Raw genomic sequence first — 15440 nt, 5'->3', positions numbered from 1 at the left:
GCTGTAATCTTACGCCTGTTGTCGGTCTAAGGCTGTATGTCTGTTGCTGGGGCCTGAGTGGATACGCTGAGCTCGGCGGCTGCGCGGGCCGGGCGGCCGAGCACCAGGCTGCACAACGCCGGTAGGAACAACAGGGTCAGCAGGGTGCCGACCAGCACGCCGCCGATCAGTACATAGGCCAGCGACGACCAGAACACCGAGAAGGTCAGGGGAATAAAGGCCAGGGCGGCGGCCAGGGCGGTGAGCACTACGGGACGTGCCCGATGCACCGTGGCTTCGATGATCGCCTCGCGAATCGGCATGCCCTGTAACTGATTCTGTTTGATCTGGTCGGTGAAGATCAGGGTGTTGCGCATGAGGATGCCGCCGATGCCGATCAGCCCGAGAATCGCGTTGAAACCGAAGGGCTGGTCGAACAGCAGGAGGGTCGGTAACGCGCCGATCAGTCCGAGCGGCGCGGTAGCGAAGACCATCAACATTACGCCGAACGAACGCACCTGAAACATGATTACCACCAGGGTCAACAGGATCATGATCGGAAACAGCACGGCCAGGGCCTTGTTGGCCTTGGCGCTTTCTTCCACTGGCCCGCTGAGCTCGATGCGATAGCCGGTGGGTAGCTCGTTAATCAACGCCTGCAGGTCGGCGTACACGGCCAGTTCGACATCCGGTGGCTGTTGGCCATCGACGATGTCGGCGCGTACTTCGAAGGTCAGCTCGCGATCACGGCGCTTGAGGATGGGGTCTTCCATCACCGCCTGGAACCGGCCGACCTGCTCCAGCGGGATCGACTGTCCGCTGCGGTTGGCGATAGTCAGGTCCTCGATACTGCCGAGGTTTTCCCGCTGGCTGTTCAGTGCCCGGGCCACCACCGAGACCGTGCGCGTGCCTTCGCGGACTTCGGTAATCGGGTTGCCGCTGAGCAGGGCATTGAGCTGGGCTTTCACCTCACCGGGGGTGAAACCGAGCAGGCGCAGGCGATCCTGATCGAGCACCAGACGGTAGGCGCTGGCGCGCTCGCCCCAGTCGACAAAGCTATCCCGGGTCAGCGGGTTGGCCGCGACTATTTGGCGTACGTCCTCGGCCAGGTCGCGCAACACCTCGAGGTCTGGCCCGGAGACGCGAAAGACCACCGGAAAAGGCACCGGCGGGCCGAACACCTGTTGCGTGACCCGGACCCGTGCGGAGGGAAACTCACCGGCGGCTATGCGTTCGCGCATGCGCAGTTTCAGCGCGTCGCGGGCTTCGGCGCTGGCCGTCTGCACCACCAATTTGGCAAAGGCCGGGTCCGGCAGTTCCGGGTTGAGCGAGAGTACGAAGCGGGGGGCGCCTCCGCCTACATAGGCGTCGACCAGTTGGGTTTGCGGCTCCTGCAGCAGGGCGTTTTCGACCTGCGCCACCACGGCTTCGGTACTCCTGAAGGCACTGCCCGGTGGCATGTAAATCTCGATGAACAGTTCGGAGCGGTCGGAGTTGGGGAAGAACTGCTTCTTCACCAGGCTCATCCCGGCACCGCAGAGCAAAAAGAGGACGACCACCAGGGCGGTGACGCGGTAGCGGTGTTGCACACACCAGCTCACCAGCCTGCGCAGTGTCTGGTAGACCTTGCTGGCGTAGATTGCTTGATGGCCGCCGGGTACCGGGGTGATGGCCGGCAGCAGCTTGACTCCGAGGTAGGGCGTGAAGACCACGGCCACCAGCCAGGAGGCGATCAGGGCGAAACCGACGATCCAGAAAATGTTGCCGGCGTATTCGCCGGCGCTGGAGCGTGCGAAGCCGACCGGCAGGAAGCCGATGATGGTCACCAGGGTGCCGGTGAGCATCGGCGCGGCAGTTGAGTTCCAGGCGAAGGTGGCGGCCTTAACGCGGTCGAAACCCTCTTCGAGCTTCACCACCATCATCTCGATGGCGATGATCGCATCGTCCACCAGTAGGCCGAGCGAGAGGATCAGCGCGCCGAGGGTGATGCGGTCGAACTCGCGGCCACTCAGCAGCATGATCACGAAGACGATGGACAAGGTCAGCGGCACGGCTGCGGCGACCACCAGGCCGACGCGAAAGCCCAGGGCGAGCAGGCTGATCAGCATGACCACGCCCAGGGCGACGAAGAACTTGAGCATGAACTCGTCAACCGCCAGGCGAATGTTCTTGGCCTGGTCGGAGACTTTTTCGAAGCGGATGCCCAGCGCTAGATCGGCGAGGACTCGGGCTTCCTCGCCCTGCAAGGCCTTGTCCAGTTCGAGGCCATTCCAGTGCTGCTGCATGATGATGCCCAGCACCAGCGCCGGCTCGCCCTGATGGCGGATGCGGTAGTTCGGTGGATCCTGGTAGCCGCGACTGACCGTGGCCACATCGGCCATGCGCAGTACCTTGCCATTGGCCTCGATGGGCACATTCTCGATCAGTTCGAGGCTGTCGAGCGCACCGTCGATACGGATATAAGCTCGCGGTCCGCTGGTTTCGACGAAGCCGGAGGGGGCGATGCGGTTCTGGCTGGCCAGGGCGGCGAAGATCTGCTCCGGTTTGAGGCCGAGGGTGGCCAGGCGCTGGTAGGAAAACTCGACGAAGACCCGCTGTGGCTGTTCGCCGAGGATATTCACTTTCTTCACCCCGGGCAGGCGCAGGAAGCGCTGGCGCAGCTCCTCCGCCTGCAGGACCAGTTGACGGTGCGGCAGCTGCTCCGCCTGCAAGGCATAGAGGGCAAAGTAGACGTCGGAGTATTCATCGTTGAAGAAGGGCCCGAGCACGCCTTGCGGCAGTGCGGCCGCCTCGTCGCTGAGCTTCTTGCGGGCCTGGTAGAACAGGGCCTGAATCTGCTCGGGACGGGTCGAGTCGAGAAACTGCACCTTCAGCGAGACCAGACCGGGTTGGGCGATGGTTTCCACGCGGTCGTAGAGGTCGAGTTCCTGCAGGCGCTTTTCCAGACGGTCGGCGACTTGTTCCTGCATTTCCTGAGCTGTGGCGCCGGGCCAGACGGCGGTGATCGTCATCACCTTGACGGTGAAGGAGGGGTCTTCCGCACGCCCCAGTTTGCTGAAGGCAAACACCCCTGCACAGAGTACCGCGATGAGCAGAAACAGGGTCACCGGGCGGTGCCGCACGGCGAGTTCCGAGAGGTTGAGGCTGCCCATGCTAGTGTTCCTGTTGCGGCTGGTTGGCCAAGGCGAGGGGTGGACCGGGCAGTAGACGTACAGGGTCACCGCTGTGCAACAGGTGGGCGCCGAGGGCCACGATGCGTTGCCCGCTGCTCACGCCGCCCTGCAGCAGGGCATATTCCTGCTCGAGCCTGGCCACCTGCACGGGAGCGAAGCGGACCCTGTGGTCGTCTCCGATCAGCCACACGCCGGGGCCCGTGCCAGGGTCGTGCAAGGCCCCGAGCGGCACCCGCAGCAGGCTGTTCTGCAACGGGCTCAGCAGGCGCACGGTGATGGTCGACCCGATGGCGAAACGCTCGGCGTTGCCCTCGAGTCTGTAGCGCGCCCGATAGGTACGGGTCATCGGGTCTGCGGCGGCGGATAGCTCGCGCAGGGTGGCGCCCACCACTTGCTCGGTGGCGCCGTAAGGCAAGGCCTGAGCGGGGCTGTTGGCTTGGCCGCGTTGATTCTCCGGAATATCGATCACCGCCTCGCGGGCGCCATCGTGGGCCAGGCGGGCCACCACCTGACCTTCGGCGACCACTTGCCCGCGTTGCACCCGGACATCGGTGATGATGCCGTCGCCATCGGCTTTGAGCGTCGAGTAACGGCGGCGGTTCTCCACCTGACTGGCTTCCGAACTGGCCGCCGCCAGTTCGGCTTCGGCCACGCGCAGGCGGGTGGCCGATTGGTCGAAAATCTGCCGTGACACCGCGCCGCTGCGGGCCAGGCGGCGATAACGCTGTTCATCGTCACGGGCTTGACGCAACTGGGCCTGGGCTGCACGCACACGGTTGGTTGCCGCGCGCAGGGCCAGGTCGAAGTCGTCGATATCCAGCACCAGTAAGGTATCGCCGCGGGCAACCCGATCGCCGGGATCGACACGACGCTCGATGACTTTACCGCCGACGCGAAACCCCAGGTCACTCTCGGTGCGCGCCGCGACCACGCCGGTGTAGGCCGTTTGGTGTTGTCCGGCCGGCTCAACCAGGGCCGTCAGCACCGGGCGCGGTTGGAGGACGGCGGGCGTGTTGCCGTCTGCTTGGCTGTTGCACCCGCCGAGCAGCAACAATGCCGCGAAAGGCAGCAGACGAACGAGGTTCGGCTGAGTCAGGGTCATGATTCTGTCCTCCGTTAGGCCGCGGTTCAGGGCTTCAACCCTCAACCGCTTCGAGCAGGGTGGCGACGCCCTGGCCGCCGGCGATGCATTGCGTGGCGATGGCGTAACGGCCACCCGTGCGTTTGAGCAGGCTGGCCGCCTTGCCAGTGATGCGCGCGCCGGTGGCGCCGAGCGGATGGCCGAGCGCCAGGGCGCCGCCATCGAGGTTGACCCTGGCCATGTCCAGGCCCAGCTCACGCACACAGGCAATGGACTGGCTGGCGAAGGCTTCGTTGAGTTCCACCAGGTCGATGTCCTGGATGCTCAGGCCGGCGCGTTGCAGCAGCTTGCGGGTGGCGACGACCGGGCCCATGCCCATGATTTCCGGTGCGCAGCCGCCCACGGCAACCGCCTTGATGCGTGCGAGGATGTGCAGCTGGTGGTTACGGGCGAACTGCTCGGTGCATACCAGCAGTGCGGCGCTGCCGTCGGTCAAGGGTGAGGCGGTGCCGGCGGTGACCGTGCCGCCGAAGGCCGGCTGGAGTTGGGCCAGGGCATCGGCGTGGGTGTCGGGGCGAATGCAGCCGTCCGTGTCGATCGGGCCGGCGGGGGTGTCGATCGGCACGATCTCCTCGACGAACAAGCCGCGCTCACGTGCGCTGGTGGCCTTGGCATGGGAGGCGACGGCCATTGCCTCCTGCTCGCTGCGGCTGACGGCGAAGCGCTCGGCAACCTGCTCCGCGGTGTGGCCCATGCTCATATAGACCGCGGGGAAGTCGCTCAGCAGGGTCGGGTTCGGCGAGGTATTGAAGCCGCCCATGGGCACTCGGCTCATCGACTCGACGCCGGCGCAGATAAACGCCTCGCCGGCGCCGAGGAGGATTTGCCCGGCGGCGAAATGCACGGCAGTCATCGACGAACCACAGAAGCGATTGACCGTGGCGCCGCCCAGGGTCTCCGGAAAGCCGGCGCGGAAGCTGGCGATGCGCGCGATGTTCATACCCTGTTCGGCTTCCGGGTAGGCGCACCCCATGATCACGTCCTCGATTGCGCCGGGATCGAGATCGAGCTTGTTCACCAGACCTCTGAGGGTATGTGCGGCCAGGTCATCCGGGCGAATGTCGATCAGCGCGCCTTTCTTGGCGAAGTGGAAGGGCGAGCGGGCAAAACCGGCGATAACGATAGAGTGCATGGTCATGATCCTGTTGCTCCGGTTCAGGGCCGAGGCCTGGGCTGGCTGGAGGGTGTTGCCGTTGACCTTTAATATGATAGTTATAATTTAATAGGCCGTATATATGTCGCCTGTAATTTTATTGTTGCTGTCTGACGCTAGGCACGTCGGCTGCAGGCGTGAATATGCGGGTTAAGCAGGCAGACGCTGCTGTTCTGAAAAGCAGGCATCGAGCACGCTCTGTTGCCACAAACACTGGCTGAGCTGAGTGCCAGTGGGGTGGTTCTGTGGCCCGGCACCGAGACCTGGCAGGGCTTCGAGTTGGAGCGGCTCGCAGTAGCCCTGCGCTGGCAGGTGGAGTGAGTGGGTGCGGCTCAGCTCGGCAGGCTGAGAATCAGGCAGGTGGTCGAGCCAACCGCATATAGGCGGTCGTCGACATCGTAGAGGCGCCCTTCGGCCAACGCTGTGGAGCGGCCCAGGTGAACGATCCGGCCCTCGGCGCGGATCGGTCCGACGTTGCCGCTCAGCGCGCGCACGTAGCTGATACGCAGGTCGGTGGTGGTGTAACCCTGGCCTGGCTTGAGCCGGGTATGGATAGCGCAGCCCATGCAGGAGTCGAGCAGGGTCGCGGCGTAGCCGCCATGCACACTGCCCAAGGGGTTGTAGTGGCGTGCATCGGGGGTGCCCTGGAAGACGAAGCGGCCGGGCTCCCATTCCAGTGGGATGAAGTCGATCAGGTCACCGAACGGCGGGCAGGGCAGCTCGCCGTTACCGATGCGCTCGAAGAACTCCTGTGGTTGCAGTTCGCTGACCTGGGCCAGGCTCAGGGTGCCCGGTGCGGCAAGTTTGCCGCGTATGGCGTGTTCCGCAGCCTGCCAGGCAGCCAGTTTGGCTTCGCGTGATGGGGTTTGCATGGCGTTGGCCTCCTCGGCACGGGGTGGTAAGTAGCGGATGATCGGCGGTTGTTAAATTATGACCATAATCTTATTGTATGGATTATGGTCGAAATATAAAAGGCCGACAGCTGCTCATGTCGGCCATTACTTCGTACCGAGTACCCAGGTAGAAAATAGGAGAAGCCCCATGCATGACTATCCCGCGCCATCGCGCACCCTCTTGCTGATCCTGGTCGCCCTGACCGCGTTGGGGGAGATCTCGACCCAGATGATCATCCCCAGTCTGGGCGCCATCGAGTTGATGATGGCGGCACGCGCGGGCAGCAGTGTCATGGCCTTGTCCGCGTTCGTCGCGGCGTTCGGCCTCGGCCAGTTGCTGCTCGGGCCGGTGTCCGATCGCATCGGCCGCCGACCGGTGTTGCTCGCGGGCCTGTCGGTCTATCTGCTGGCCACCCTGTGGATGCTGTTGGCCAGCAGCATGGGCGAGTTCATCGCCGCTCGCGTGCTGCAGGGGCTCGGTGCCTGCGCGGCGCTGGTGCTGGCGCGGGCCATAGTGCGCGACGTGTGGCAGGCCCAGGCCGGGCCGGCCCTGGCATTGACCGTGATCGGCATGCTCTGCGCCATCGTCGTGTCGCCGATGATCGGCGGGCTGCTGGCCAGTTACTCGGGCTGGCAGGCGCCGATCCTGCTGGCGTTGCTGATTGGCATGGGCGTGTTGCTCGCGGTAGCGGCGCTGTACCGCGAGAGCAATCAGCACCTCGACCCTCGGGCCGGACAACTGAGCACGCTGGCGAGCAATTATGTGGACCTGCTCAAGTCGCGTTCCTTCCAGGCCCTGGCACTGACCTTGGCCTGCACCTATGGCGCCATGTTCGCGGTGATCGCCGGTTCTTCGGCGGTGTATATCGGCCTGCTGGGCCTGAGTGCGGCTGAGTACGGTATGACCTTCGGCGCCATCGTCTCGGCACTGATCGCCGGCGCCCTGTTTACCCGGCGCAAGATCATGCTCCTGGGGCCGCAGAGGATCGTCGGCATCGGCGCAGTCCTGGTGGCGACGGGCGCCATCGGCACCTTGCTGGTGTATCAGTTGTTTGGCTTGTCGGTCATCGGCCTGTCCTTGCCCCAGGTACTGGTCACTCTGGGCGGCGGCATGCTGCTGCCGGCCTCGGTGGCAGGTGCGGTGATGCCCAACGCGCATAGGGCGGGGCTGGCGGCGGGATTCATGGGCTTCGCGCAGATGGCCGGTGCGACCTGCAGTGGCTTGCTGCTGAGCACCCTGCAGGATGGCACGGCGTGGCCTATGGTGTTGCTCAATGGGCTGTTCGCTGTCGCGGCCTTCAGCGCCTTTCAGCTGTTGCGACCGCGACCGGTGGCGAGCGCCGCGCTGGCCCCATAAGTCTTTCATGAATCCAGAGGAGCGACGGCATGAGTAGCTATGACGTGGTGATAATCGGTGGTGGGCCCGGCGGCTACAACGCCGCCATTCGCGCCGGGCAACTGGGCCTCAAGGTGGCCTGTATCGAGGGCCGCGAGACCCTCGGCGGCACCTGCCTGAATGTCGGCTGTATGCCGTCCAAGGCCTTGCTGCATGCCTCGGAACTGTATGAGGCGGCGGTCACTGGCGAGCTGGCCAGCCTCGGCATCGAGATGCAGCCGACGCTCAACCTGGTACAGATGATGAAGCAGAAGAATGAGAGCGTCAGCGCCCTGACCAAGGGCATCGAGTTCCTGTTTCGCAAGCACAAGGTCGAGTGGATCAAGGGCTGGGGGCGCCTCAACGGTCCGGGCCGGGTGAGTGTGAGTCACGCCGACGGCAGCTCCAGTGAGCTACAGGCCAAGGACATCGTCATCGCCACCGGTTCCGAGCCCACGCCGCTGCCCGGGGTGAGCCTCGACAACCGGCGCATCCTCGATTCCACCGGCGCGCTGGCGTTGGCCGAGGTGCCCAAGCACCTGGTGGTGATCGGCGCCGGGGTGATCGGCCTGGAACTGGGCTCGGTGTGGCGTCGCTTGGGCAGCGAAGTGACAGTGGTGGAGTACCTGGATCGCATCTGTCCGGGCCTCGACACGGAAACCGCCAAAACCCTGCAACGCACCCTGAGCAAGCAGGGCATGGCCTTCAAACTCGGCAGCAACGTCACGGGCGCCAGCGCGACGGCCCAGGGCGTCGAACTCAGTCTGGAACCCGCAGCAGGCGGTGTCGTCGAGCAGCTGCAGGCCGACTACGTGCTGGTCGCCATCGGGCGCCGACCCTATACCGAGGGGCTCGGCCTGGAGAACGTCGGCATCACCCCGGATAGGCGCGGCATGCTCGACAATCAGCAACACCGTAGCGCGGTGCCGGGCATCTGGGTGATCGGCGACGTTACCGCCGGACCGATGCTCGCGCACAAGGCCGAAGACGAGGCCATCGCCTGCATCGAACGGATCGCCGGGCATGCCGCCGAGGTAAACTACGGTGCGATCCCCAGCGTCATCTACACCAAGCCGGAAGTGGCCACGGTCGGCCTGACCGAGGAGCAACTCAAGGCCGAGGGGCGCGCCTACAAGGTTGGCAAGTTTCCCTTCAGCGCCAACAGCCGGGCGAAGATCAACCACGAGGCCGAAGGCTTCGTCAAAGTGCTGGCCGACGAGCGCAGCGACCAGATCCTCGGGGTGCACATCATCGGCCCCAGCGCCGGCGAGCTGATCGGCGAATACTGCGTGGCGCTGGAGTTCAGCGCCTCGGCAGAGGACATCGCACTGATCTGCCACCCACACCCGACCCGCTCCGAGGCGTTGCGCCAGGCGGCGATGAACGTGCATGGCTGGGCGATGCAGGCCTGATGCCGGAGGGGCTCGTTCGAGCCCCTGCTTCTAGAACGGTGATGCGGCGCTCGGCAACCTGCCGCGGGGTGCCCGTCGCCAGCTGCCGACAGGGCTGCAAGTCGCCTATCAGTGCGTCGCGCGCGTGACGACGGCTTGATGAATTCTTCACCGATTTTTCACTCAGGCTCACCTACCTTGCTCGCGCCGACAGCTTCCTGCCGGCTGGATCAGCCATCGACTTGCCTTTGCCAGCCGCGCGGTGCGTGCGCTGCTGGGAGACGAATGCGCCTGATCCACTTCTATTTTGCGGTTGGGGACTCTCGGATGAACAAATTGCCTCAAATCACCCTGGCTTTCTGGGTGATGAAAATCTGTGCGACCACGCTGGGGGAAACCGCCGGTGACCTGTTGTCGATGACCCTGAATGTGGGTTATGCCATGAGTTCGTTGATCCTCATCAGCCTGTTTCTGCTCAGCCTGATTGGCCAGTTGATGGCGCGTAACTACAAGCCGGCGTTGTATTGGACGGTGATTCTCGCTACCAGTACGGCCGGCACCACCATGTCGGACTTCATGGACCGCACCCTGGGGCTCGGCTATGCCACCGGCTCGGCCATCCTCATTGGCATTCTGATCACCACCTTCGCCGTCTGGCGGCTGAGCGAGAAGTCGCTGTCGGTGGACAATATTCAAGGGCTACGCGGCGAGCTGTTCTATTGGCTGGCGATCCTGTTCTCCAACACCCTGGGGACCGCGCTGGGTGATTACCTGGCCGATGATTCGGGGCTGGGCTTTGCCGGTGGCGCCTTGTTGATCGGCGGCTTGATCGGCGTGGTCGCGCTGGCCCGGTACTACACGCGGATTTCGGCGGTGGCGCTGTTCTGGATCGCCTTCGTGCTGACTCGCCCGTTCGGCGCGACCCTCGGCGACTTCCTCACTAAAACCCATGACAAGGGCGGCCTGGACTTCGGCACAGTCGGTTCCACGGCGATTCTCGCGGCGGTTCTGCTGGTGCTGGTGGTCTTTGCCATGCGCAGTCAAAACCGCAATGCGAGCCCTATCGCCGCGCCCGTCTCGGCCTGACGGCATAGGCCAGGGCTGGTCGGCTCGCCGCTTGAGTCGCGGGCCGCTCCCCCCGCATTGCGCTCGACCGAACGCCGCCCACCCAGGGCGGCGTTTTGCCCATGGGCCTATGCTAACCAGACGGTCAACGAATTCTTCACATAGTCCCGACACGCCTTTCACATCGCGCTCCTTAGGCTTCAGCCATTCTCTCGACCTGCGCATAGAGGCCGTTGTGCGAAAAAATCCTCAGTCAATCGAAAGCCCCGAAGGCGCCACCAAGTGGACCTTCGCCATCAGCCGCAACCTTCTGATCCTGGCGGTGGCGCTGTGGTTGATGCTGACCATGAACATTCCCTTCTGGCGGGATGTCTGGCAAGGCGTTGGCGGTTGGAGCAATGACAACAGCCTGTTTCTGATCACCCTGCCGCTGCTGGTGTGGCTGTGGCTGTACCTGTTGCTCAGCCTGCTGGCCTGGGGACGGCTGACCAAGGCGATCCTCGGCGTGCTGCTGCTGGTGTCGGCGGCTGCCAGTTTCTTCATGAGCAGCTACGGCATCGTCATCGACTACAACATGCTGACCAACGTGTTGCAGACCGACAGTGCCGAGGCGCTGGACCTGTTCAGCTGGGGCATGCTCGGCTGGCTGTTCGCCCTTGGCGTAGTACCCGCACTGGTCGTCAGCCGGGTACGCCTGATCAACCGGCCTTGGGCGCGAGAACTGGGCTTCAAGTTGGCGAGCATGGTGCTGGCCTTGGCCTGCCTCGGCGGCATCGCGATGAGCAACTATCAGTCGTACGCCTCGCTGCTGCGCAATCACCATGAGCTGCGCCTGTTGCTGACCCCGTCCAACGTGGCGGCGGCGGTACATGGCTATAGCAAACGTCAGTTCGCGACCCCGGCCCAGTTGCAGGTGGTCGGCGCCGATGCTCACCAGGTCAAGCAGGTGGGCGGTGCCGCTAAGCCCAAGCTGACGATCCTGGTGGTCGGGGAAACCGCGCGGGCGGTGAATTTCTCGCTCAATGGTTACGCTCGTCCGACCAACCCGGAGCTGGCCAAGCAAGCTGTCATCAGCTTCCGCAATGCCAGCTCCTGCGGCACCGCCACCGCGGTATCGGTGCCCTGCATGTTTCTCGACGTCGGCCACGACAACTATAAGGACTCGATGGCTAAAAACCGCGAGGGCCTGCTGGATGTGCTGCAGCGCGCCGGGGTCGCGGTGTTGTGGCGCGACAACAACTCCGGCTGCAAGGGCGCCTGCGACCGGGTGCCGAATGACGACGTGTCGCACCTGCAGATCCCCGACCTGTGCGAGGGCAATGAGTGCCACGACGAGGTGCTGCTCAGCGGCCTGCAAACCTACCTGGACACGCTCGATCACGATGCCGTGGTGGTGCTGCATATGAAGGGCAGCCATGGCCCGGCGTATTTCAAGCGTTACCCGGCGGCGTTCGAGAAATTCACTCCGGTGTGCCAGGACAACCAGCTCGACCGTTGCTCGGCCGCCAGCATCGTCAATGCCTACGACAACTCGCTGACCTATACCGACCATGTGCTGGCGCAAACCATCGAATTGCTCAAGGGCAACGCCAAGCGCTTCGACACGGCCATGCTCTATATGTCCGACCACGGTGAGTCGCTGGGCGAGAATGGCCTCTACCTGCACGGCCTGCCTTACGCCATGGCGCCGAGCGAGCAGACCCATGTGCCGATGATCGTCTGGCTATCGGCAGGGCTGGAAAAGCGCTCGGGCATTCAAGCCAGTTGCCTGGCCAAACACCAGGACGTCGCCTATTCGCACGACAACCTGTTCCACTCGATCCTCGGCCTGATGGATGTGCGCACCTCGGCGTACCAGCCCGAGCGTGACCTGTTCCGCCAATGCCTGCCGCAGAACACCGCCTCGGTGGACAGTGAGGGGCTGGTCAAGGGCGTGAATTAATCGCACTACGCTTGCGCAGGCTCGTGGCAACACACACAGAGTTTGTTGCCATCGGGGTCGCGAAAGTAGCCGCCATAGTAATCTGCGTGATAGTCGGGGCGCAGGCCGGGTGGACCCTCACAGCTGCCGCCATGGGCCAAGGCAGCCGCATGGGTGCGCGCGACGGTATCACGACTAGCGGCCAGCAATGCAATCATCTGACCGTTACCGGGTGCCGTGACGTGGACATCGAATGGCGCGCCAATGACCAGCAGCGGCCGCGGCGCCTCGGCAGGCATCCAGCCTGCCCACGGTCGCTTGGCATCGCAGAATTTCAACCGCAGTCCAAGCTCCGCGGCGATGGCGGAGTAGAAGCTGAAGGCGCGGTCGAAGTCGGTAACCCCGAGGCATACGTGAGAAATCATGATCCTTCCTTAGTCTGCAGCCTGCCGGGCAGCCACAGCAGTGTCCGACCTAGGGTATCCAGCGAATCGGATTAACCAAGACTCAGGTCTTGAACATGGCCAGGTTCAGCGGCAGCTCATCGCCCAGCCAGGCGGCATGGGTGCTGTGGTCGGCCAGGTCATCGCCGGTCACACCATGCACCAGAACCGACAAACCCTGACGGTTGGCCTCCAGCCAGGGCAGCAGTCGATCGAACTGCACAGAGTCGAAAGACAGCTGGCAGCTCCAGCGCGGATGCGGGCCAACCAGGCGTTGATGAATACGCCCGACTTTGACCGAGAACCGCTCGCCGGCCTGTTCACAGATCGAGGTGGCCAGCGCCAGCGACTGCTCATCGAAGTAAACATGCGCGTGGTACCGGGGGTAGGTATTGCTGGGGCGCGTGGTCATGGTCGAGTCTCGGTGGGTCGCATCATGATAGACCTTAGTGGTCGAGCGAAGGTCTGCTCAGGGGGGGTAATAGGCGCTGCATCCGCCTGTTCAGCGCCCTGGGTTTCTGCAGGCGGATGGCCACCTAGAGTCGACTCGGTGCTCAGGATGACAGCGGGTAAGCCTAGGGGCCCCGGCTCATGCTATCGTCGCGTTTTTCCAGTCATGCGGCGTGGAGCTGTAGATGAAATTCATACACCAGCGCGAACACCTTAATGAGGACGACATCGTCGTCATCGAGTGCTCGCAGCCCTGCAATATCCGCCTGATGAGCGATGCCAACTTCCGCAGCTTTAAGAACGGCGGCCGCCACAGCTATCACGGCGGCGCTTTCGATCGTTCGCCGATCAAGATCAACGTGCCGAGCAGCGGCTTCTGGAACATCACCATCGACACCGTCACCCGTAAAGCGGTCAGCTTGACGCACAAGCCGAAGATGACCTATTCGATCAAGTTCGTGCGCCGCTCGGAGTCACGCCTGAGCTGATTTCAGCGGGCGGGCTCAACGTTCGTTCGCGGCTTTTCCGGGCTGGCTCTGCCCAGTCGGTACTGGTTGTTGCCGCTGCGCTTGGCTTCGTACATCGCCAGATCGGCAGCGTGGATGAGTGTGTCCATGCTCGGCGCATGATCCGGGAATACCGCAACACCCAGGCTGGTGCCGATGTGCTGCAAGGTGCCGCCGATGCCGATCGGTGGCGCCAGCCCGGCGAAGATCTTCTCGCAGATGCCCTGCGCTTCATCCTGCAGGCTCTTGCCCTGGGTCAGCCCTTCGAGAATCAGCACAAACTCGTCGCCGCCTATCCGCGCCACCGTATCCGACTCGCGTAGCGTGTTCTTCAAGCGCGTGGCCGTGGTGACCAGCACCCGGTCGCCGGCCGCATGCCCGTGTTGATCGTTGATCGCCTTGAAACCGTTGAGGTCGACGAACACCAGGGCCACCCGGGTGGCGTTGGCGCATGCCCGCTCAAGCGCCTTGCCCAGCCGGTCTTCGAGCACCAGGCGGTTGGGTAAACCGGTCAGTGGGTCGTGCCGGGCCAGTTTTCGTAACTGCTTGGCCGAGGCTTTCTCCTCGCTGATGTCGCGGACCACCCCCATCATTTTGATCACCTGGCCGTGCGCGTCCTTGACCACGTTGCCGGTCTCGCGCAGCCAGTGAGTGCTGCCGTCGGGCCAGATAACCCGGTATTCCTCGTCATGGTTCTCGCCGGTTTCAATGCAGCGCAACTCGCCAGCGCGCACCCGCGCCTGGTCATCCGGGTGCACGCTGGCGCAGAACAGTTCATAGCTGGGCGTCACTTCGCCGACCTTGTAGCCGAACATGCCGTAGATGGCCTCCGACCAATACAGGCGATCGGTATCGACATCCCAATCCCAGGTGCCAATACGGGCGAAATACTGGCTGCGCATGAAGCGTTCGGCATCCTCGGGGGAGCTGCCGTATTCAGTCTCAGGGTGGATCAGCACGATGGCGTCTTCACTGCTAACAGGGAGCAGGCGGGTGATCTCGACAGTCCGCCACTTACCCTCCGCTCCGATAGCCTGGGTGTGCTGGCGACGAGCGTGCGCGGCGGCTTGGTTGAGTTGCGGTAGCCAATGGCTAAGCGGTGCGCCCACCAGTGCTGCACCGGTATCGCCCAGCAAGCGAGCGGCTGCGGCGTTGTGCCGACGGACCCGACCATCGGCGCCGATCAGGATCACGCCATCGGGCAAGCGCTCCAGCAGCGCCCGATACTCGCCCAGTTGCTGCTGTGCGCTGCGCTCACGGCGCATCAGCACTGCCAAGAGCGCAAGGAGCAGTAGCGTCGCACAGAGGCTGAGCCAGATCGTGGTCATAGCATACTGAGTGAAGTTATTTCGGAGAGCCCGAGTAGAGACAGGCTGTTGCGGGCATTATGCATGGCCCTGTCCATTGAGGGGGTATCCATGAACTGGCTAGTCTGGATGATCGCCTCCGGCCACGGAGGTTGAAACGATCCGCAGCAAGGGCGGATGTGTCTCATCGGACAATACAGCTGCCCTTGCTTGATCATGTGAGGCGTTGTCCGATGACAAATTCTTTTGCCAGAACATCGCGTTGCCCATTTGCGGGTCGAGTTCATAACCCGAGTAGCCGCATGCCTTGTAAGCAGACTGCGCTATTAGGTTACCCTGGAGAACTTCAAGCGTCAGTTTGCAGCAGCCTAGGCGTCGTGCGATTTCTTCGGCTTTCGATAAGAGTAATTTCGAGATTCCACGACCGCGATGCTCACCGAGAACCACCACATCATGGATATTCAATAATGGTTTGCATGCGAAGGTAGAAAAGCCCTCGAAGCAAATAGCCAAGCCAGCAGGCTTACCCTCCAGGAATGCAATAATTAGGCTATGTCCCAATAGCGTGTTGCATGGTGCGTCCAACCGCCTCCTGGATACAGTGAGCCGGCCGAATATGCTGCTGATAGCGCTCAAGCATGCG

General features: G+C 63.4%; 12 protein-coding genes and 1 pseudogene. 5 read left to right on the top strand and 8 right to left on the bottom strand.

Features of this window, described 5'->3' with window-relative positions; translation table 11 throughout:
• Positions 1-26: 26 nt before the first annotated feature.
• From FBY03_RS07770 to FBY03_RS07755, 4 genes are all read right to left on the bottom strand, one after another.
• Entirely contained in the window at positions 27-3131 is a 3105-nt protein-coding gene (locus FBY03_RS07770) for an efflux RND transporter permease subunit (protein ID WP_147171626.1), read from the bottom strand.
• Position 3132: 1 nt separating this feature from the next.
• On the bottom strand, positions 3133-4254 hold the full coding sequence (locus tag FBY03_RS07765) for an efflux RND transporter periplasmic adaptor subunit (protein ID WP_147171625.1): 1122 nt from the start codon (positions 4252-4254) through the stop codon (positions 3133-3135).
• 34 nt (positions 4255-4288) lie between these two features.
• Positions 4289-5431 (bottom strand): thiolase family protein, encoded by a 1143-nt coding sequence (locus FBY03_RS07760; protein WP_147171624.1) that lies wholly within the window; start codon positions 5429-5431, stop codon positions 4289-4291.
• A 347-nt stretch (positions 5432-5778) separates the two neighbouring features.
• Positions 5779-6318: a PaaI family thioesterase gene (locus FBY03_RS07755; RefSeq protein ID WP_147171623.1), complete on the bottom strand. Its 540-nt coding sequence runs from the start codon at positions 6316-6318 to the stop codon at positions 5779-5781.
• 169 nt (positions 6319-6487) lie between these two features.
• Between FBY03_RS07755 and FBY03_RS07750 the strand changes: the two genes are divergently transcribed.
• The 4 genes from FBY03_RS07750 (at position 6488) to FBY03_RS07735 (ending at position 12112) form a co-directional block, all read left to right on the top strand.
• A complete protein-coding gene (locus tag FBY03_RS07750) occupies positions 6488-7696 on the top strand; it encodes an MFS transporter (protein ID WP_147171622.1) in 1209 nt (402 codons plus the stop codon).
• A 29-nt stretch (positions 7697-7725) separates the two neighbouring features.
• Positions 7726-9126 (top strand): dihydrolipoyl dehydrogenase, encoded by a 1401-nt coding sequence (gene lpdA, locus FBY03_RS07745; protein ID WP_147171621.1) that lies wholly within the window; start codon positions 7726-7728, stop codon positions 9124-9126.
• 306 nt (positions 9127-9432) lie between these two features.
• Positions 9433-10191 carry a hypothetical protein gene (locus tag FBY03_RS07740; protein ID WP_147171620.1) on the top strand — a complete coding sequence of 253 codons (759 nt, stop codon included), beginning with the start codon at positions 9433-9435 and terminating at the stop codon, positions 10189-10191.
• Between the two features lie 214 nt (positions 10192-10405).
• Positions 10406-12112: a phosphoethanolamine transferase gene (locus FBY03_RS07735; RefSeq protein WP_256677885.1), complete on the top strand. Its 1707-nt coding sequence runs from the start codon at positions 10406-10408 to the stop codon at positions 12110-12112.
• 5 nt (positions 12113-12117) lie between these two features.
• On the opposite strand, the gene FBY03_RS07730 is transcribed toward FBY03_RS07735, so the two are convergent.
• Positions 12118-12516, bottom strand: a complete 399-nt coding sequence (locus FBY03_RS07730) for a VOC family protein (protein WP_147171618.1) — start codon at positions 12514-12516, stop codon at positions 12118-12120.
• Between the two features lie 82 nt (positions 12517-12598).
• Positions 12599-12946 (bottom strand): DOPA 4,5-dioxygenase family protein, encoded by a 348-nt coding sequence (locus FBY03_RS07725; RefSeq protein WP_147171617.1) that lies wholly within the window; start codon positions 12944-12946, stop codon positions 12599-12601.
• 223 nt (positions 12947-13169) lie between these two features.
• On the opposite strand from FBY03_RS07725, the gene FBY03_RS07720 reads away from it, so the two are divergent.
• A complete protein-coding gene (locus FBY03_RS07720) occupies positions 13170-13472 on the top strand; it encodes a DUF1883 domain-containing protein (RefSeq protein ID WP_025167157.1) in 303 nt (100 codons plus the stop codon).
• A gap of 2 nt (positions 13473-13474) precedes the next feature.
• Here FBY03_RS07720 and FBY03_RS07715 read toward each other — a convergent pair whose 3' ends face one another.
• The gene (locus FBY03_RS07715; protein WP_147171616.1) at positions 13475-14818 is read right to left on the bottom strand and encodes a diguanylate cyclase domain-containing protein; all 1344 of its coding nucleotides are present in this window, start codon (positions 14816-14818) and stop codon (positions 13475-13477) included.
• A gap of 216 nt (positions 14819-15034) precedes the next feature.
• Positions 15035-15440: pseudogene (locus FBY03_RS07710) on the bottom strand (GNAT family N-acetyltransferase); the annotation flags it as partial.

It is taken from the genome of Pseudomonas sp. SJZ079, from assembly GCF_007993865.1.
Classification (GTDB): Bacteria; Pseudomonadota; Gammaproteobacteria; order Pseudomonadales; family Pseudomonadaceae; genus Aquipseudomonas.
This window is presented reverse-complemented; position numbering and strand designations above follow the sequence as displayed.